We start from the raw sequence: 16,754 nt of genomic DNA on the forward strand, positions 1-16,754 counted from the left end.
GGCCGGTCAGGCGGTGACGCCGTGGCGGCGCTGGTGACGCACGCCGAGGGCGGTGCCGAGCAGGACGAGCACGATGGACGCGACGAGCACGCCCTCGTAGCCGATCCACGCGGCGGCGGTGAGCGCGATGGCGGCCGCGACGAAGGAGATCGCGAGCGCGAAGGAGGTCAGGGTCGTGAAGTCGGTGCCCGCCGAGTCGGGCCGGGCGAAGTCCATGTTGATCGTGTAGACGACGACATTGGCCACGGCGTAGGCCGCCATGAAGGCGCACAGCGCGACGGTCGTCCACACGGTCGAGGTCTCGCCGAGGGCCAGCGGGAGCAGGCCGAGGGTCGCGACCGCGAGCAGCGCACCCCCGAGGACGAGCACCCGACGACGACCCCAGCGGGTGATGAGCGCACCGGCACCGAGGGCGGCGAGCACCGCCGGGGCCGAGGCGATCGCGCCGGAGACGATGCCGATCTTGGTCAGGGACCAGCCGGCGTCGACGAGCGCGGGCGAGACGATCGCGTAGCCCACGGCGGCGCCGATGTAGTACAGCGGCACGACGACGAGCACCCAGCTGCGGCAACCGGGCTGGCCGAAGACCGTGAGCAGCTCGCGCAGCCCGGCGCGACGCACGAGCACCTCGCGCTCCGGCTCGCGGAAGGCGATGACGACCCCGAGCGCGGTCGCCGTGAGCAGGGCGAGCAGCAGGATCGCCGGGACCCAGCCCCACTGGTCGTAGACGACGACGGCCAGACCGCCCCCGACGACGCTGCCGAGGTAGTTGCCGCCGACCTGGATGCCGTTGCCCAGCCCCCGGTCGCCTTCGCCGAGCAGGCGCACGGTGAGCGCGTCGGCGGCGATGTCCTGGGTGGCGGAGAAGAGGACGAAGAGGGAGCAGATCGCGATGACCGGCCCGAGGTGGTCGGCCGGCGTGACGAAGGGGGTGAGCGCCAGGAGCGTGATGACCAGCCCCAGCTGGAGCGGGACGAGCCACGAGCGGTAGTGACCGAAGCGGCGGCTGCCGAAGCGGTCGACGAGCGGGGCCCAGAGGAACTTCAGCGGCCAGATGAGCCCGATCGTCTGGATCAGGCCGAGCGTGGCGAGCGAGGTGCCGCCGTCGCGGAGGATCGCGACGAGCCCGATCGTGAGGAAGCCCACACCGAGGTACTGGGTGAAGTAGAGCGCGGTGATGAGCCGAAACCGCTCTGCGCCAAGGGATTCGGCGCCTCGGGTGACGGTCGGGGCAGTGGTGGTCACGGCGATCTTCCTCGCGCTCGTGGGCAGGCGCCCGGGTAGGGGTCATCGCGCATCGGCAGTGATGCGCAGCGCCGCGGAACTCGACGAGCGAGGGCGACGCACGGCAGTTATGTTAGGCCAGCACAACCTAAGTTAGGTATCCCTTACTTCTAGGAGCATGCTCGGTGAACCCCCACCTCCTGACGCACGAGACCGCCGACGACTACGTCCGCGGCATGGCGCGCGTGACGCAGCTCGTCGCCCAGCACCTCGCCGCGGACAGCCCTTCGACCGGGGCGACCGTCGCCGACCTCACCCCCGCCGTGGAGGGTGTCGACCTCGACCGGCCCGCCGCCGACCTCGACGCGGCGCTGGCCGAGGTGACCGACATCTACCTGCGCGACGCGATCTGGTTCCACCACCCCTCCTACGTCGCCCACCTCAACTGTCCCGTCGCCCTCCCCGCGGTGCTCGCCGAGGGCATCATCGCGGCGGTCAACACCTCGGTCGACACCTGGGACCAGAGCGCCGGCGGCACGCTCGTCGAGCAGCGCCTCATCCGCTGGACCGCTGGGCGTATCGGCTTCGACGAGGGCGCGGACGGCGTCTTCACGAGCGGCGGCACGCAGTCCAACCTCCAGGGCCTGCTCCTCGCGCGCGGCGAGGCGGTCCGTCGGGCCGGGAGCGAGGCCACCCTGCGGGTGCTCGCGACCGAGCACAGCCACTTCAGCGTCATCAAGGCCGCCCGGATCATGGGCCTGCACCCGAGCGCCGTCATCGCCGTGCCGACGGCCGAGACCGGCGGCATGAGCACGGCCGCCCTCGCTGCCGAGCTCGACGGCATCCGGGAGCGGGGCGAGACGGCGATGGCCGTCGTCGCCACCGCCGGGACGACCGACCTCGGGGTCATCGACCCGGTCTCGGTGATCGCCGACCTGGCCACCGCGCACGGCACCTGGCTGCACGTCGACGCTGCCTACGGCGGGGGGCTGCTGACCTCCCTTCGTCGTCGTCACCTGCTCGACGGCATCGAGCGCGCCGACTCGGTGACCGTCGACTTCCACAAGACCTTCTTCCAGCCGGTGAGCTCGAGCGCGATCGTCGTGCGCGACGGCGCCACGCTCGGCCACGTCACCCACCACGCCGACTACCTCAACCCGCGGACCGCGGTGACGCCCAACCAGGTCGACAAGTCGCTCCAGACCACGCGGCGCTTCGACGCGCTCAAGCTGTGGCTGACGCTGCGGGTCACCGGTGCCGATGCCGTCGGCGAGATGTTCGACGAGGTCATCGACCGCGCCCACCGGGTGTGGGAGGTGCTGCGCGACGACGAGCGCTTCGAGGTCGCCGTCGAGCCCGTGCTCAGCACCGTGCTCCTGCGCTACCGGCCGAAGGGAGTCGGCGTCACCGAGGCCGACTCGCTCAACCCCCGCATCCGGCACGCCCTCCTCGACGACGGCTCGGTCATGGTCGCCGGCACGACGATCGACGGTCGGGCCTGGCTGAAGTTCACCCTGCTCAACCCGCAGACCTCGCTGGCGCACCTGCGCGGGATCATCGAGACGATCGCCACCACGGGTGAGGCGCTGCGCGCTGAGGACGAACTCGACGAGCTGCGCGTCACCGCGGGGTCTCGAGGCTCGGGCGCGGACGCCCTCGCACCTCGACCCACGATGGCGGGGGTGACGCGATGAGCGAGCACACCTACGACTTCGTCGGCATCGGCCTGGGGCCCTTCAACCTCGGGCTCGCCGCGCTGACCCACGACCTGCCCGACCTCGACGGGGTCTTCCTCGAGGCGCGCGACGAGTTCTCGTGGCACCCCGGGATGATGCTCGAGGGTGCGACGATCCAGGTGCCCTTCATGGCCGACCTGGTGACCATGGCCGACCCGACGAGCCGCTTCGGCTTCCTCAACCACCTCAAGCAGATCGGGCGGCTCTACCCCTTCTACATCCGGGAGAGCTTCTACCCCCTGCGCGCGGAGTACGACCAGTACTGCCGGTGGGTCGCCGACCAGCTCGACACGATCCGGTGGGGCCACGAGGTGACCGCCGTCGAGCGCGAGGCCGACGGCACCTACCTCGTCACGGCCCGCCTCGGCGACGAGACGGTGACCTCCCTTCGCGCTCGTCATGTCGTGCTCGGCATCGGGACCGAGCCGACCGTGCCGCCGGTCGCGGAGGGACTCGCGGGGCCGGTGACCCACTCCGGCCACTACCTCGAGCACCGGGCGGCCTTGCAGGACAAGGAGTCCGTGACGGTCATCGGCAGCGGGCAGTCCGCCGCCGAGATCTACCTCGACCTGCTCGAGGGGCTCCCCGAGCACGGCTACCACCTGACGTGGATCACCCGCTCGCCGCGGTTCTTCCCGATGGAGTACACCAAGCTCACGCTCGAGATGACCTCGCCCGAGTACGCCCGCTACTTCCGCGAGCTGCCGATGGAGCGGCGCGACGTGCTGCTGCGCGAGCAGCGCAACCTCTACAAGGGGATCAGCGGCGACCTCGTCGACCAGATCTACGACACGCTCTACCGGATCCGGGTCGAGACCGGTGCACCCGTGCCCACCACCCTGCTGACGAACAGCGAAGTGCGAGAGGCGAGCTGGGACGCAACCACGGGTCGCTACCTCCTCGGCGTGCACCACGAGGAGCAGGACGCCGCCGTCGAGGTGAGCAGCGAGGGCCTCGTCCTCGCCACCGGCTACCGTCCGCGCACCCCACACTTCCTCGCGCCCGTCGCTGACCGGATCCGGCGCGACGCCCGCGACCGCTACGACACCGGGGCCGACTACAGCGTCGACCTCGACGGAAGGATCTTCGTGCAGAACGCCGAGGAGCACACCCACTCCGTCCTCGCCCCCGACCTGGGCATGGGCGCCTACCGCAACTCCGTGATCATCAACGCGATCACGGGCCGTGAGGTCTACCCGGTGGAGGAGCGCATCGCCTTCCAGCACTTCGGTGTCGGGGAGATCGAGTCGCCGGTGGTGCGTGGCTTCGCGGCTTCCTTCGAGGCTCCTTCGTCGCACCTCAGGACACCGCCTTCGTCGCACCTCAGCCAGCGGGCGGCCTCCCCACTCGACGACCGGGGGACGGCGGAGGTGATGGCCCGATGAGCGACTTCGCGATGATCACGCCCGTCGGGCGGGTGACGATCGAGCCGGTCGTCCCCGCCGAGCACATCGAGCTGCTGCACGCGTGGGTGACGCACCCGAGGTCGGCCTTCTGGGGGATGCAGGGCTTCACCCTCGAGCAGTCGCGCGCGGCCTTCGACGAGATCGACGCCGACCCGCACCACGCGGCGTGGCTCGGCCGGGTCGACGGCGTCCCGACCTTCCTCACCGAGACCTACGACCCCGTCCACTCGGTCCTTGCCACCCACTACCGCGTCGAGCCCGGGCAGCTCGGCATGCACGTGCTCGTCGCGCCGACGGACGCCCCGGTGCACGGGATGACCTCGCAGGTCTTCCGCGCGGTGATGCACTTCTGCTTCCGCGACCCCTCGGTCACCGAGGTGGTCGTCGAGCCGGACGTGCGCAACCAGGCGATCCACGCCAAGAACGCCCCCGCCGGCTTCGTCGTCGATCGCCGAATCACCTTGTCGGACAAGGAGGCCCTGCTGAGCTTCTGCACGCTCGAGGCCTTCGCCGGCAGCGAGCTCGAGCGCGGGGGTGAGCGCCTCCCTTCGCCCGACGTCGCCCACCTCGAGCCCGAGGTCATGGCCCGCGCTCACCGACACGTCGCGGCCAAGGCGCTCGGCGAGCTGACCCACGAACGGGTGCTCGCGCCCGAGCCGACCGCGGACGGTCGGTGGACGATCTCGGCCGGGGCGGCCACGTACACCTTCGCCGCGACCCGGCACGCCCTCGAGCACTGGCGGGTCGACCCGGCGAGCATCGAGCGCACCGTCGGTGGGCAGGTCACCGAGGTCGACGCCCTCGGCGTCGTCTCCGACCTGCACGAGGTGCTCGGCATCCCCGACCACCTGCGCTCGACCTATCTCGAGGAGCTGAGCGGCACGTTGGCGAGCCTGGCGCACAAGTGGCACCACGCGCGGCACACGAGCCGCGACCTCGTCGACGCCGACTTCCAGACGATCGAGTCCGCGATGACCGAGGGCCACCCCGCCTTCATCGCCAACAACGGCCGGATCGGCTTCTCCGCCACCGACCACGTGGCCTACTCCCCCGAGGCCGGCGCCAACGTGCGACTGGAGTGGATCGCGCTGCGGCGCAACGTCGCTCACCTCTCCTTGGCCGAGGGAACGACGGAGGAGGGCCTCTACGCGGGCGAGCTCGACCCTGCGGACCGGGAGCGGTTCTCCCTTCGCCTGGAGATGCTGGGGCTCGACCCCGCGGACTACCTGCTCATGCCGGTCCACCCGTGGCAGTGGGACCACAAGCTCGCGGTGACCTTCGCCGCGGACATTGCCCGGCGCGATGTCGTGCACCTCGGCCCGACGGGCGACCGCTACCGCGCGCAGCAGTCGATCCGGACCTTCTTCAACACCGACCGTCCCGAGCGGCACTACGTCAAGACGGCGCTGGCGATCCAGAACATGGGCTTCCTGCGCGGGCTCTCGCCGAAGTACATGGAGGCGACGCCGGCGATCAACGACTGGGTGGCCGACGTCGTCGCCGGCGACCGGGAGCTCGCCGACTGCGGCTTCCGCGTGCTGCGCGAGGTCGCGGCGATCGGCTACACCGGCGATGCCTACCACCGCCTCGGGGTGCCCAACCCGCACACCAAGATGGTGGCCGCACTCTGGCGCGAATCGCCCGTGCCGAAGCTCGCTGCGGGACAACGGCTCCAGTCCCTCACCGGGCTGCTGCATCGCGACGCCGAGGGCGCCGCGCTCATCACCGAGCTCATCGCGGCGAGCCCCATCGGCGCGCGCGAGTGGGTGCGGCGGATGCTGCGCGCCTACCTGCGGCCCGTCGTCCACTGCCTCGGCGTGCACGACCTGGCCTTCATGCCCCACGGCGAAAACCTCATCCTCGTGCTCGAGGACCACGTGCCCACCGGCGTCTTCATGAAGGACATCGGCGAAGAGGTCGTCGTCATGTCCGACCGGGAGCTGCCGCCCGAGGTCGAGCGCATCCGGCACGTCCTCGACCCGCAGGTGCAGTCGTTGTCGGTGCTCACCGACGTGATCGACGGGGTGCTGCGCTTCGTCGCCGAGATCCTCGCCGACGACGAGGTGCTCACCGGTGAGGACTTCTGGGCGCTCGTCGCCGAGTGCATCGCCGCGCACGCGGCCGACCACCCGCGGGCCGCGCGGCTGGACCTGCTGCGGGAGAGCTTCGAGCACTCCTGCCTCAACCGGTTGCAGCTGCGCAACACCCTGCAGATGGTCGACCTCACCGACCCCGAGGGCTCGCTCATCCGGGTCGGCGACCTCGCCAACCCACTCCACGCGCATTGCCCTACGGCAATGCACAGTCTTGACGTCGAAGGACTGCATTGCCGTAGGGCAATGCAGAGTTCTGGGGCCGGCGAAGGGGGCGTGGCCGGGTGAGCCGACGCTGGCGGGTGGAGCGGGATGCCCTCGGCATCCCGCTCTGCTGGGGGGAGACGCTCAACGACCTCGCCTACGCGCAGGGGCGCTCGGCGGCGATCGACCGGGCCTGGCAGATCGAGGTCGAGCGGCGGCGGTCCGAGGCGACCTCGGCGACGCTGCTCGGACCGTCCGACTGGGACGACTTCGCCGAGCGGGCCGACCTGGCCGGCATCGCGCGGGCCGCGGTCGCGGGTCTCGACGACGAGACGCTTGCCTGGGTGGACGCCTACGTCTCCGGGGTCAACGACGGTCTGGACGAAGGGGGTTCCCGCGCACCGGAGTTCGCCGCCACCGGCACGGAGCCGGAGCGGTGGGAGCGCTGGTCGCCGGCCGGGGTCTTCCTCGTCCAGCACGTGCTCATGGGCAACTTCGGGCACCTGCTGTGGCGCCGCCACGTCCGCGCGCAGCTCGGCGAGGTCGCGCTCGACCTGCTGAGCCACGAGGGCGTGCCGCTCGGAGGCAGCAATGCCTGGGCGCTCACCGGGTCGCGCACTGCCACGGGCGCGCCGATGATCGCCGCCGATCCGCACCGCGTGCTCGAGGCCCCCGGGATCTACCAGCAGGTGCGTCTGGCCACGCCCGACATCGACGTGTCCGGGCTCGCCTTCGCGGGTGTGCCGGGGGTGCCGCACTTCGGTCACGCCGGCTCGGTCGCGTGGGCGGTGACCCATGCGATGGCGGACTACCAGCAGATCGCCCCTGACGCGGACCCTGTTGTCCCCCACCCGATCTCGCCCGCGGGCGTCGACGGCGACATCGGGCTGGCCACGATGCGCCGACTGCTCCTGGCGCGGACGGTCGACGACGTCGACATGGCCCTCGACGGCTGGGTCGAGCCGGTCAACGCCGTGGTCATCGCCGGCGCCGACGGTCGGGTCCGCGAGCGCGTCGCCGGCCGCCTCGTCACCATCGAGAGTTCGCATTCCCCCGGGGGAATGCAGATTCAGGTGGGGACGCCGAGTTCGCATTCCCCCGGGGGAATGCAGATTCAGGTGGGGACGGTGGCGGCGCCGGCGGCCCGTCGGGACCTGGCGGACGGCGAGGTCGTCGTGCACGCCAACGACCGGCGCGCCTCGGTCGCAATGCTCGGCGAGGAGTTCGCCGCGCCGCACCGAGCGCACCGGATCACCGAGCTCCTCGGCGGGCGCCCGACCTGGGACGTCGCCGGCCTCGCGGAGATCCAGACCGACACCCGGCTCGGCTCCTGGCCGACCTTCCAGACTCTCCTCGGCGGGGTCGCGGCCACCGGCCCCGCCGAGGAGCTGCGCCTGTGCCTGCTCGCCTGGGACGGGCACATGGACGCCGGCAGCCACGCCGCGGCCCTCTTCGCGGCCTGGCGCACCGAGCTCGTCCTCGCCGTCGCGGCCCACCCCCTGCTGGCCCCGATCCACGAACCCCGCGGTCTCGCAGCGCTATTCGCGCCCTGGGTCGACCCCGTCGCCCGGGTCGGCGCCGGCATCGAGCGGATCGTGCACGTCGGGCCCGACTGGGGGCTGCCGCTCGACGAGCTCGCCGTACAGGCCCTCGTGCGCGTCGCGCAGGCCCCTGCCGACGACCGGACGTGGGGGGAGCGGCATGTCGCCCCCTTCGTCCGGGCGGCGCACACCGGCACGCCACCCAGCGGGCCGCTCGGCGGCGACGGCGACTGCGTGCTGGCCACGGCCGCCGCGCCCGGCCTGAGCGACCTGTGCTGGCGCGGGCCGGCCGCCCGACTCGTGTGGTCGCTCGACGGACCGAGCTCGTGGGTCGTGCCGCTCGGCGCCGACGGGCCAGCCGACTCACCGCACGCCCACGACCAGCACGACACCTGGTGCGCGGGCGACCTGCACACCCTGACCGACAAGGAGACGACATGACTGACCTGACCTTCCGCCCCCTTCGCCCGGAGGAGGACGCGCCCCTGGTCCACGCGTGGGTGACGCAGCCACGGGGACGCTTCTGGGGCATGGGCGACAAGAGCGTCGAGGAGGTGCGCGACATCTACGCCTTCGTCGACTCCCTCGAGGCGCACTGGGCGTGGATCGGCGAGAGCGAAGGGCGGCCGGTGGCGCTGGTGCAGACCTACGAGCCCGAGCACGACCCGGTCGCCGAGGCCTACGACGTGCAGCCGGGGGACGTGGGTGCGCACGTCTTCGTCGCGCCGGGCGAGGACGCGGCCGCGGTGGGGGTGGGCATCTACGAGTGGATCTTCAGCGACCCCGCGGTGCGCCGTCTCGTCGGTGAGCCGGACGCCTCCAACCGCGCGGTCCTCCTCCGCGCGCAGCAGATCGGCTTCGAGCTCGGCGAGCGGGTGCGCGTCGGCGACAAGGACGCTCGCATGGTCTACCTGACCCGTGAGCGCTTCGAGTCGCACGTAGGGGTCTGATCCGACCTTCCGGTCATGGACAGCGCCCCCGGCCCCCGGCAGACTCGCCGCATGGGTACACGCACACCCGCGATCATCGCGGTCATCATCACCATGGCCTTCGGCCTCGGCTTCGCCTTCTTCGACGAGGTGCCGCGCTGGTACCCGGTCGGCGGCGGCGTGCTCGTCGCGGCCGCTTGGGTAGCCGTGGGCATGATCAACAACCGCAGCCCGAGGAGGGACCCATGAGCCAGCCGAGCTACTTCGCCCCGCCGCACACCGACGTCACCTATCTGTCGAGCCCGCGTGTGCCGACCGTCGTGCGTCTGGCCAAGGACGTCGCCCCCGACGGGATGCCGGCGATCTTCGACGAGACCTTCACCGCCCTCGTGCCGGCCCTCGCCGAGCGCGGCATCGAGATCGCCGGCCCGGCCTTCTCGCTGCACCACCGCATGCCGGGGGCGACGATGACCTTCGAGGTCGGCATGCCCGTGGCCGCGCCGCTCGACGGGGAGCTCGAGGCGGGCGGCATCACCTTCGTCCCGTCACAGCTGCCGGCGGCCGAGGTCGCGACGATCTCGCACCTCGGCGGCTACGACGGGCTCGGCGGGGCATGGGGTGACCTCATGCAGCGAGTCGCCTCCGACGGGCGTCAGCCGGGGCTGCCCTTCTGGGAGGTCTACGTCACCGAGCCCTCGCCCGACATGGACCCGAGCACGCTGCGCACCGACTTGGTGGTTCCCTACGGCGCCTGAGCCTGGGCTGCGAGGCTTCGAGGCTCCTGCGTCGCACCTCAGCCAGCGGGGAGGCCGTCGCACCTCAGCCAGCGGGGAGGCCGTCGCACCTCAGCCAGCGGGGGCGAGCACCTCGCGCAGCGGCGTCGCCGGGTGCCCCGTGAGCGCCTCGACGTCGCCGGTGACCGCGGCGTGCTCGCCGGCGGCGACCGCCGTGTAGGTCGAGATCCAGCCGGCGACCTCCCAGTCGGGTGCGCCGTAGCCGGCACGTGAGGCCCGAGCCTCATCGAGCGTCTCGTCGACATAGCGCACGTCGCGCCCGCTCGACTCGCCGACGATCGCCGCGATCTCGTTGAAGGACAAGGCTGCCGGTCCGGTCAGCGTGTAGGTGCGCCCTGCATGTGCTGCCGGGTCGAGGAGCACTGCGGCAGCCGCATCGGCGATGTCGTCCTGGGCGACGACGGCCACCCGGCCGTCCCCTCCCGGGCCGCGGATCACCCCGTCGTCACCGACGAGCCCCGGCATGAAGTCGGCGTAGAAGCTGTCCCGCAGGAAGGTCCACGCCATCCCCGACGCCCGGATCGCCTCCTCGGTGACCGCGTGGTCGCGGGCGAAGGTGAAGGTCGACTCCCGGCTCGCCCTCTGGAAGGACAGGTAGACCAGGTGCCGCACCCCGGCGGCCGCGGCCGCCTCGACGAAGGTCACGTGCTGCTGGGCCCGGTCGGCCGCCTCCGAGGCCGAGACCATGAAGGCCGTCTCGACACCCGCGAGGGCCGCGCGGACCGCATCACCATCGGCGAAGGGGGCCACGACCGACGTCGCCCCAGGCAGGTCCGGTGCCCGGTCGGGGTCGCGGACGAGGAGGCGAAGGGGGACCCCCTTCGTCGCGAGGCGTGCGGCCACGCGGCCGCCGATACGGCCGGTGGCGCCCGTGAGGGCGGTTTCGAGGCTCCTTCGTCGCACCTCAACCCCCGGCTAGCGGCGGTCGGACAGGGCGTAGGACGCGGCGGCCGAGGCGGCAGCGACGCCGAGGACGGCCGGCCAGGCACCGACCTTCTTGGCCAGCGGGTGGGAGGCGCCGAAACCGCCGAGGTAGATCGCCGAGAGAGCGGCGGTCGTCGCCGGGTCGGTCTTCGCCAGCCAGCTGCGGCCGGCGAAGAGGCCCGCGGCGCCGATGACGACCCCGCCGAGCGGCCGGATGCCGCTCTCGCGGGCGGTGAGGTAGCCGCCGATCAGCCCGAGGGCGGCGACAGGGGCGGTCTGGACGCTCTCTGCGCTACGAAGTGCCATGCGGACAGGCTACGACCGCCCTTCGAGACGGTCGCGGGGCGACCGCCCACGCGGAACGTGGGACCCACTCATGGACTACGAGGAGGTGGTGGGATGCTGACCCCCGAACGCACCCACCGACCACGGAGCAGCTGATGAGCACCGAGAAGATCGTCGTCGTTGACGGCGCCCGTACCCCGACCGGAAGCTTCGGCGGGATGTTCAAGGACACCCCGGGCTTCGAGCTCGGCGCCGAGGCCAGCCGGGTGGCGCTGCAGCGTGCCGGCGTCGCCGGTGAGGACATCTCCGAGGTCGTCATGGGCTGCATCGGCCAGGTCGGCCCCGACGCCTACAACGCGCGTCGCGTCGCCGTGACCGCCGGCCTGCCGACCAATGTCCCGGCCTACACGGTCAACCGCCTGTGCGGCTCGGGCCTGCAGGCGATCTGGTCCGCCGCGATGGAGATGCGGTGGAACGACCTCGACTTCACCCTCGCCGGCGGCGACGAGTCGATGACCCGGATGCCCTTCTACGACTTCGGTGCCCGCAGCGGCTACAAGCTCGGCAACCGCCAGCTGCAGGACGGCACCGTCCTCATGCTCACCGACCCCTTCCACGACATCCACATGGGCGTCACGGCGGAGAACGTCGCGAAGAAGTACGGCGTCTCCCGCGAGGAGCAGGACGCGTTCGCCCTCGAGTCGCAGCGCCGCGCCGCCACCCCCGAGGCGCAGGCGGCCTTCGCCGAGGAGATCACCCCCTTCGAGGTCGGTGGCCGCAAGCCCTTCACCGCCGACAAGGACGAGCACCCCAAGCCCGACACCACGCTCGAGACCCTGGCCAAGCTGCGCCCGGCCTTCGCCAAGGACGGCACGGTCACCGCCGGCAACGCCTCCGGCATCAACGACGGCGCCGCCTCGGTCGTCCTCGGCCGCGAGTCCGCCGTCGCCGAGCGCGGCCTCACCGGTCTCGTCAGCCTCGAGGCCGTCGCCACCGCCGCGATGGAGCCGGAGCTCATGGGTTATGCGCCGACGCACGCGCTGCGCGCCCTCTTCGACAAGACCGGCACGACGCCCTCCGACATCGGGTCGATCGAGCTCAACGAGGCCTTCGCCTCGCAGGCCGTGGCGGTCATCCGCGACACCGAGCTCGACCCCGCTCGGGTCAACCCCTATGGCGGCGCGATCGCCCTGGGTCACCCGGTCGGTGCGACCGGCGCGATCCTCACCCTGCGCCTGGCCAAGGACATGGTCCGCCGCGACCTCGAGCTCGGCATCGTGACGATGTGCATCGGTGGCGGTCAGGCCCTCGCCGCGATGTTCCGGCGGATCTGATGGCGGCCGTCGAGTACACCGTCGGCGACGGGGTCGCCCACATCGAGCTCAACCGACCGGAGTCGGCCAATGCCCTCGACCTGGCGCTCGGCGTCGGCCTGCGCGAGGCCGCCGAGCGGGCTGCCGAGGACGAAGGGGTGCGCGCCGTCGTCCTCAGCGGTGCCGGCAAGCGCTTCTGCGGGGGCGGCGACATCGCCTCCTTCGCCGACTCGCAGGACACCGCCGCGGACCTCTACGAGCTCGCCGTCGCCGGGGACGCGGCCGTGGCCGCGCTCGAGGCGCTCGCCAAGCCGGTGGCCGTCGCCGTCCACGGAGCCGTCGCCGGCGCCGGGCTGGGCATCATGCTCGCCGGAGACGTCGTCATCGCGGACGAGGGCACGAAGTTCGTCGTCGCCTACCCGAAGATCGGGCTCAACCCCGACTGCGGCACCTCGACCTTGCTGCCGCTGGCGATGGGTCGCCAGCGGGCGCTCGCCTTCGCGCTGCGTGACCAGCCGCTGTCGGCCGACGAGGCCCGTGAGCAGGGCCTGGTCTCCGAGATCGCGGCCGACCCGCTCGCCCGGGCCCACGAGCTCGCGGCCGTCTGGGCCGCCGGACCGGCCGGTGCCTACGGCCAGACCCGACGACTTCTGCGGGCCGGTTCCCTTCGCCCTCGTGAGGACAGCGGTCGGGACGAGGCGGAGACGATCCGCGCGCGAGCCTCGCTGCCCGAGACGCAGGCGCTCTTCGACGCCTTCCTCGGTCGCTGAGGGCCGAAGGGGGCATCACGCCCCTGAGTCGAAGAAGAAGCGCCCGGATCTCCGGGCGCTTCTTCTTCGAATGGGGGGCGGCGACTCAGGCCGTCGTCACCGGCTCCTCGACAGCCGGGCGGCGACGGGTGATGTCGGCGCAGGCCTCGCAGGTGTCCTCGGAGATGACGCCCAGGCGCATGAGGTGACCGAAGGCCCAGCAGCCGGCGCAGATGCCGAGCGCCGCCTCGAGGGTCGCGAAGACGACGAGCACGCCGAGCAGGATCCCCGCGGCGGTGTGCAGGCCGAGGCCGAGGGCGAGGACCGCTGCGGTCGTCGAGAAGGCCAGGCCGATGCCCTGGGCGAAGCGCTTGGGCGGGCCCGGGGTGAGCACCGGCTCGCCGAGGCGAGGCGCCACGACCCGCATCGCCAGCCAGCCGAGCGGGCTGAGCCGGGGTCCGGCGAGGACCCGACCGAGGAACCCCAGGGCGAGCGGCACGAGCAGCCACCACCAGCCGGTCACGAGCGTCAGCACGCTGATCGCGACGACACCGGTGGCGACCGTGCGCGCCGCCTTGTCGTTGACCGGGTTGGGGAAGGTGAAGAAGGCCATGCGTCCAATCATAAGCCTGCGTTTGGGTATTCATAACGTCATGTGATGTGTGCGTGCTGGCAGGATGAACCGTCATGGACTCCGTGACTCGCTTGCTGACCGTCGTCGACCTCGACGGTGGCACCAACGGCCCCCGGTCGATGTCCGTGTCCGCGCTCCACCTGGCCGTCCTCGACGACGGCACCCGGCGGGTCCTGCTCACCGACCGTGGCTGGACCACCCAGGGCCCCGACGACCTCTGGCAGCACACGACCGTCGAGGAGATCGCCGAGACGGCTGTGACCGTGGTCGGCCCGGACGAGCCCGACGAAGACCTCACGGCTGACGACATGGCACAGGCCCACTGGGAGTCCCTGGCGGAGCACCTGCGGACGCAGGGAGTGGCTGCTCGCGCCACCGAGCTCAGCCGGCTCCAGCACGACGTCGAGCTGAGCCAGCGCCTGAGAGCGCGACTCGGGCGGCCGTAGGCTGCTGACCATGGACGGTGGCACCCGAGCGGCACAGGCCCTGGTCGACAGCGGCATCGAGCACACGATCACCCGGCACGGCAGGGTCCGCTCCCTCGAGGAGGCGGCCGCGGCCCGCGGGGTCGAGCCGCGCGACATCATCAAGACCCTCGTCGTGCGAAGGGGGGAGGGCGACCACCTCTTCGTCCTCGTCCCGGGCGACCGGCAGATCTCCTGGCCCAAGCTGCGGGCGCTGCTGTCGGTCAACCGAATCTCCTTGCCGGACAAGGAGATCGCCCGCGAGGTGACCGGCTACGAGCGGGGGACGATCACCCCCTTCGGCTCGCTGCGGGCCCTGCCCGTCGTCGCCGACGAGACCGTCGCCGGCCGCACCGTCTCGATCGGCGCCGGCGCCCACAGCGTCGCCGCCACCCTCGACGCCGACGCCATGCTCGCCCACCTCGACGCCACCGTCGCCGACGTCACCGACCCCGCCTGACGCGCGCCCCCCTCGCAGTGAAATACACAGCGCGTGAGCGATCACGCGCCGTGTATTTCACTGAGGACCGGCCTGACGTGACGGCCTCGCGGAGCGGACGCAAGCGAGGAGTCGCTGCCGAGGGGGACCGACACTCAGCGAGGAGCCATGCGCAGCGAGCCGTCCATGCGGATGACCTCGCCGTTGAGGTAGTCGTGGTCGATGATCGACAGCGCGAGCTGGGCGTACTCCTCGGGGCGGGCGAGGCGCTGCGGGAAGGGAACTCCCTTGGCCAGGCCCTCGCGGAACTCCTCGGAGACGGTCGCGAGCATCGGGGTCTCGACGATGCCGGGGGCGATGGTCATGACGCGGATGCCGTGCTGGGCGAGGTCGCGGGCGGCGGGCAGGGTGAGGCCGACGATGCCGCCCTTGCTCGAGGAGTAGGCGGCCTGGCCGACCTGGCCGTCGTAGGCGGCGATCGAGGCGGTGTTGATGATGACGCCGCGGGCGCCGTGCTCGAGGGCCTCGGTCTGGGAGATCTTCTCGGCGGCGAGGGTCAGCACGTTGAAGGAGCCGATGAGGTTGACCTGGATGATCTTGGCGTAGAGGCCGAGGTCGTGCGGACCCTTCTTGCCGAGGATGCGCATCGACGGGCCGATGCCGGCGCAGTTGACGACCGTGCGCAGCGGGACGCCGGCACCGGCGGCGGTGTCGACCGCGGCCTGGACCTGCTCGGGGTCGGTGACATCGACGGCGACGTACTCGATGCCGTCGACCTGCGGGGCGCCCTCGATGGCGGCCGGCAGGTCGAAGGCGAAGACCCGCGCGCCGCCCGCGGCGAGCGCTGCGGCGGTCGCGGCGCCGAGGCCCGAGGCTCCTCCGGTGACGATGGCGGCGGTGTCGGTGATCTGCACGGTGCTCTCCTCGAAGGGGGACGGTGTCCGGGTGTCGGGCCGAGCCTAGCCAGTGGCCGATCGCCGGTTACGGTGCCCGCATGAGCGAGCTCCCTCCGGAGGAATCCAAGGCCCCTTCCCCCGGCGACTTCCCCGCCGCGGTGCGCAACCCGCGCGAGGTCCTGCTCTTCGGCATCACCCCACCCCGCGCCGAGACCGCGCCCGATCGGATCAGCGAGATCGCCGCGCGGACCCTCGCCCGCGTCGAGGCCCTGCCGGTCGACGCCCTCGTCCTCTACGACATCACCGACGAGGCCGACCGCAACGCCGCCCCCCGCCCCTTCCCCTTCGCCTCGATGCTCGACCCGGGCGACTACCTCGGCGAGCAGCTCGCCGGCTGGGACCGGCCGGCGATCGTCTACCGGGCCGTCGGCAAGTACCGCGAGGACGAGCTCACGGAGTGGCTCGCCGCCGCACCCGACAACGTCCTCACCGTCTTCGTCGGCAGCTCGAGCAGCGATGCCGAGGTGAGCACGACGCTGCCGCGCGCGCTGGAGCTGCACCGCGAGGTGCGGCCGAGCCTGCCCCTGGGTGGCGTGACGATCCCCGAGCGCCACTCGAGTCGCGGCGACGAGCACGAGCGCCTCCTGCGCAAGCAGCACGGGGGCGCCGGCTTCTTCATCAGCCAGATCGTCTACGACATCGGCGCGGCCAAGAACCTCGCCTCCGACTACCGCTATGCCGTCGTCGAGGACGAGCTCGACCCGGCGCCGCTGATCTTCACGCTGTCGCTGTGCGGATCGGACAAGACGCTGAGCTTCCTCGAGTGGCTCGGCGTGCGCGTGCCCAGCTGGGTGCGCAACGAGATCGTCCACGCCGACGACCCGCTGAAGTGGTCCCGCCAGCACGCGCTCAACGCGGCCCGCGAGCTCACCGACTTCTGCCGCTACCTCGGCATCCCCTTCGGCTTCAACATCGAGTCCGTCTCCAGCCGACGGGTCGAGATCGAGGCCGCCGAGGAGCTGACCCACGAGGTCGCGGCCCTGCTCGAACGGGACTGACCGAGGGCCCGGACGGCAACTGAGCAAGAGAAACTGCCCCTTCGCAAGGGTTTCAAACCCTTGCG

The 16,754-nt window shown here is 71.9% G+C and carries 17 protein-coding genes; 12 read left to right on the plus strand and 5 right to left on the minus strand.

The window, feature by feature from the left end; all coding sequences use genetic code 11:
* Positions 1 to 6: 6 nt before the first annotated feature.
* On the minus strand, positions 7 to 1,245 hold the full coding sequence (locus B9B60_RS08210) for an MFS transporter (RefSeq protein WP_084450818.1): 1,239 nt from the start codon (positions 1,243 to 1,245) through the stop codon (positions 7 to 9).
* 164 nt (positions 1,246 to 1,409) lie between these two features.
* On the opposite strand from B9B60_RS08210, the gene B9B60_RS08215 reads away from it, so the two are divergent.
* The 7 genes from B9B60_RS08215 to B9B60_RS08240 are packed head-to-tail and all read left to right on the plus strand — an operon-like array spanning position 1,410 to position 9,888.
* Positions 1,410 to 2,918 carry a pyridoxal phosphate-dependent decarboxylase family protein gene (locus B9B60_RS08215; RefSeq protein ID WP_234993801.1) on the plus strand — a complete coding sequence of 503 codons (1,509 nt, stop codon included), beginning with the start codon at positions 1,410 to 1,412 and terminating at the stop codon, positions 2,916 to 2,918.
* Complete coding sequence (locus B9B60_RS08220) at positions 2,915 to 4,345, plus strand: lysine N(6)-hydroxylase/L-ornithine N(5)-oxygenase family protein (protein WP_084450819.1); 1,431 nt, start codon at positions 2,915 to 2,917, stop codon at positions 4,343 to 4,345. The genes B9B60_RS08215 and B9B60_RS08220 overlap by 4 nt, the downstream gene beginning before the upstream one ends.
* Positions 4,342 to 6,747 carry a GNAT family N-acetyltransferase gene (locus tag B9B60_RS08225; RefSeq protein WP_084450821.1) on the plus strand — a complete coding sequence of 802 codons (2,406 nt, stop codon included), beginning with the start codon at positions 4,342 to 4,344 and terminating at the stop codon, positions 6,745 to 6,747. The genes B9B60_RS08220 and B9B60_RS08225 overlap by 4 nt, the downstream gene beginning before the upstream one ends.
* Positions 6,744 to 8,645 (plus strand): penicillin acylase family protein, encoded by a 1,902-nt coding sequence (locus B9B60_RS08230; protein WP_084450823.1) that lies wholly within the window; start codon positions 6,744 to 6,746, stop codon positions 8,643 to 8,645. Before B9B60_RS08225 ends, B9B60_RS08230 begins: the two co-directional genes overlap by 4 nt.
* Entirely contained in the window at positions 8,642 to 9,154 is a 513-nt protein-coding gene (locus B9B60_RS08235; protein WP_084450825.1) for a GNAT family N-acetyltransferase, read from the plus strand. The genes B9B60_RS08230 and B9B60_RS08235 overlap by 4 nt, the downstream gene beginning before the upstream one ends.
* Positions 9,155 to 9,205: 51 nt before the next feature.
* Complete coding sequence (locus tag B9B60_RS17315) at positions 9,206 to 9,382, plus strand: hypothetical protein (protein WP_200811194.1); 177 nt, start codon at positions 9,206 to 9,208, stop codon at positions 9,380 to 9,382.
* Positions 9,379 to 9,888: a GyrI-like domain-containing protein gene (locus B9B60_RS08240; RefSeq protein WP_084450826.1), complete on the plus strand. Its 510-nt coding sequence runs from the start codon at positions 9,379 to 9,381 to the stop codon at positions 9,886 to 9,888. Before B9B60_RS17315 ends, B9B60_RS08240 begins: the two co-directional genes overlap by 4 nt.
* A gap of 90 nt (positions 9,889 to 9,978) precedes the next feature.
* Here B9B60_RS08240 and B9B60_RS08245 read toward each other — a convergent pair whose 3' ends face one another.
* A complete protein-coding gene (locus B9B60_RS08245; RefSeq protein ID WP_084450828.1) occupies positions 9,979 to 10,830 on the minus strand; it encodes an SDR family oxidoreductase in 852 nt (283 codons plus the stop codon).
* 12 nt (positions 10,831 to 10,842) lie between these two features.
* On the minus strand, positions 10,843 to 11,157 hold the full coding sequence (locus B9B60_RS08250) for a hypothetical protein (RefSeq protein ID WP_084451146.1): 315 nt from the start codon (positions 11,155 to 11,157) through the stop codon (positions 10,843 to 10,845).
* Between the two features lie 134 nt (positions 11,158 to 11,291).
* Here B9B60_RS08250 and B9B60_RS08255 point away from each other — a divergent pair, with 134 nt between their 5' ends.
* Positions 11,292 to 12,470, plus strand: a complete 1,179-nt coding sequence (locus B9B60_RS08255; RefSeq protein ID WP_200811195.1) for a thiolase family protein — start codon at positions 11,292 to 11,294, stop codon at positions 12,468 to 12,470.
* Positions 12,470 to 13,219: an enoyl-CoA hydratase/isomerase family protein gene (locus B9B60_RS08260; protein WP_084450830.1), complete on the plus strand. Its 750-nt coding sequence runs from the start codon at positions 12,470 to 12,472 to the stop codon at positions 13,217 to 13,219. The genes B9B60_RS08255 and B9B60_RS08260 overlap by 1 nt, the downstream gene beginning before the upstream one ends.
* An 85-nt stretch (positions 13,220 to 13,304) precedes the next feature.
* Here the strand turns inward: B9B60_RS08260 and B9B60_RS08265 are convergent, their stop codons facing one another.
* Positions 13,305 to 13,811, minus strand: a complete 507-nt coding sequence (locus tag B9B60_RS08265; protein WP_084450832.1) for a DUF4395 domain-containing protein — start codon at positions 13,809 to 13,811, stop codon at positions 13,305 to 13,307.
* Between the two features lie 74 nt (positions 13,812 to 13,885).
* On the opposite strand from B9B60_RS08265, the gene B9B60_RS08270 reads away from it, so the two are divergent.
* Both B9B60_RS08270 and B9B60_RS08275 read left to right on the plus strand, forming a co-directional pair.
* Positions 13,886 to 14,278: a hypothetical protein gene (locus B9B60_RS08270; RefSeq protein ID WP_084450834.1), complete on the plus strand. Its 393-nt coding sequence runs from the start codon at positions 13,886 to 13,888 to the stop codon at positions 14,276 to 14,278.
* A gap of 10 nt (positions 14,279 to 14,288) precedes the next feature.
* Positions 14,289 to 14,756: an aminoacyl-tRNA deacylase gene (locus B9B60_RS08275; RefSeq protein ID WP_084450835.1), complete on the plus strand. Its 468-nt coding sequence runs from the start codon at positions 14,289 to 14,291 to the stop codon at positions 14,754 to 14,756.
* 134 nt (positions 14,757 to 14,890) lie between these two features.
* Here the strand turns inward: B9B60_RS08275 and B9B60_RS08280 are convergent, their stop codons facing one another.
* A complete protein-coding gene (locus B9B60_RS08280) occupies positions 14,891 to 15,649 on the minus strand; it encodes an SDR family NAD(P)-dependent oxidoreductase (protein ID WP_084450837.1) in 759 nt (252 codons plus the stop codon).
* An 80-nt stretch (positions 15,650 to 15,729) separates the two neighbouring features.
* Here B9B60_RS08280 and B9B60_RS08285 point away from each other — a divergent pair, with 80 nt between their 5' ends.
* On the plus strand, positions 15,730 to 16,689 hold the full coding sequence (locus B9B60_RS08285) for a 5,10-methylenetetrahydrofolate reductase (protein ID WP_234993803.1): 960 nt from the start codon (positions 15,730 to 15,732) through the stop codon (positions 16,687 to 16,689).
* The last annotated feature ends 65 nt before the right edge of the window (positions 16,690 to 16,754 follow it).

Source organism: Janibacter indicus (genome assembly GCF_900176385.1).
In the GTDB taxonomy this organism is placed as follows: Bacteria; Actinomycetota; Actinomycetes; order Actinomycetales; family Dermatophilaceae; genus Janibacter; species Janibacter indicus.

Coding starts and splice junctions, on each gene's coding strand:
- B9B60_RS08220 (WP_084450819.1), top strand. CDS start 2,915: ATGAGCGAGCACACCTACGACTTCGTCGGCATCGGCCTGGGGCCCTTC.
- B9B60_RS08225 (WP_084450821.1), top strand. CDS start 4,342: ATGAGCGACTTCGCGATGATCACGCCCGTCGGGCGGGTGACGATCGAG.
- B9B60_RS08235 (WP_084450825.1), top strand. CDS start 8,642: ATGACTGACCTGACCTTCCGCCCCCTTCGCCCGGAGGAGGACGCGCCC.
- B9B60_RS17315 (WP_200811194.1), top strand. CDS start 9,206: ATGGGTACACGCACACCCGCGATCATCGCGGTCATCATCACCATGGCC.
- B9B60_RS08240 (WP_084450826.1), top strand. CDS start 9,379: ATGAGCCAGCCGAGCTACTTCGCCCCGCCGCACACCGACGTCACCTAT.
- B9B60_RS08250 (WP_084451146.1), bottom strand. CDS start 11,157: ATGGCACTTCGTAGCGCAGAGAGCGTCCAGACCGCCCCTGTCGCCGCC.
- B9B60_RS08255 (WP_200811195.1), top strand. CDS start 11,292: ATGAGCACCGAGAAGATCGTCGTCGTTGACGGCGCCCGTACCCCGACC.
- B9B60_RS08260 (WP_084450830.1), top strand. CDS start 12,470: ATGGCGGCCGTCGAGTACACCGTCGGCGACGGGGTCGCCCACATCGAG.
- B9B60_RS08265 (WP_084450832.1), bottom strand. CDS start 13,811: ATGGCCTTCTTCACCTTCCCCAACCCGGTCAACGACAAGGCGGCGCGC.
- B9B60_RS08270 (WP_084450834.1), top strand. CDS start 13,886: ATGGACTCCGTGACTCGCTTGCTGACCGTCGTCGACCTCGACGGTGGC.
- B9B60_RS08275 (WP_084450835.1), top strand. CDS start 14,289: ATGGACGGTGGCACCCGAGCGGCACAGGCCCTGGTCGACAGCGGCATC.
- B9B60_RS08285 (WP_234993803.1), top strand. CDS start 15,730: ATGAGCGAGCTCCCTCCGGAGGAATCCAAGGCCCCTTCCCCCGGCGAC.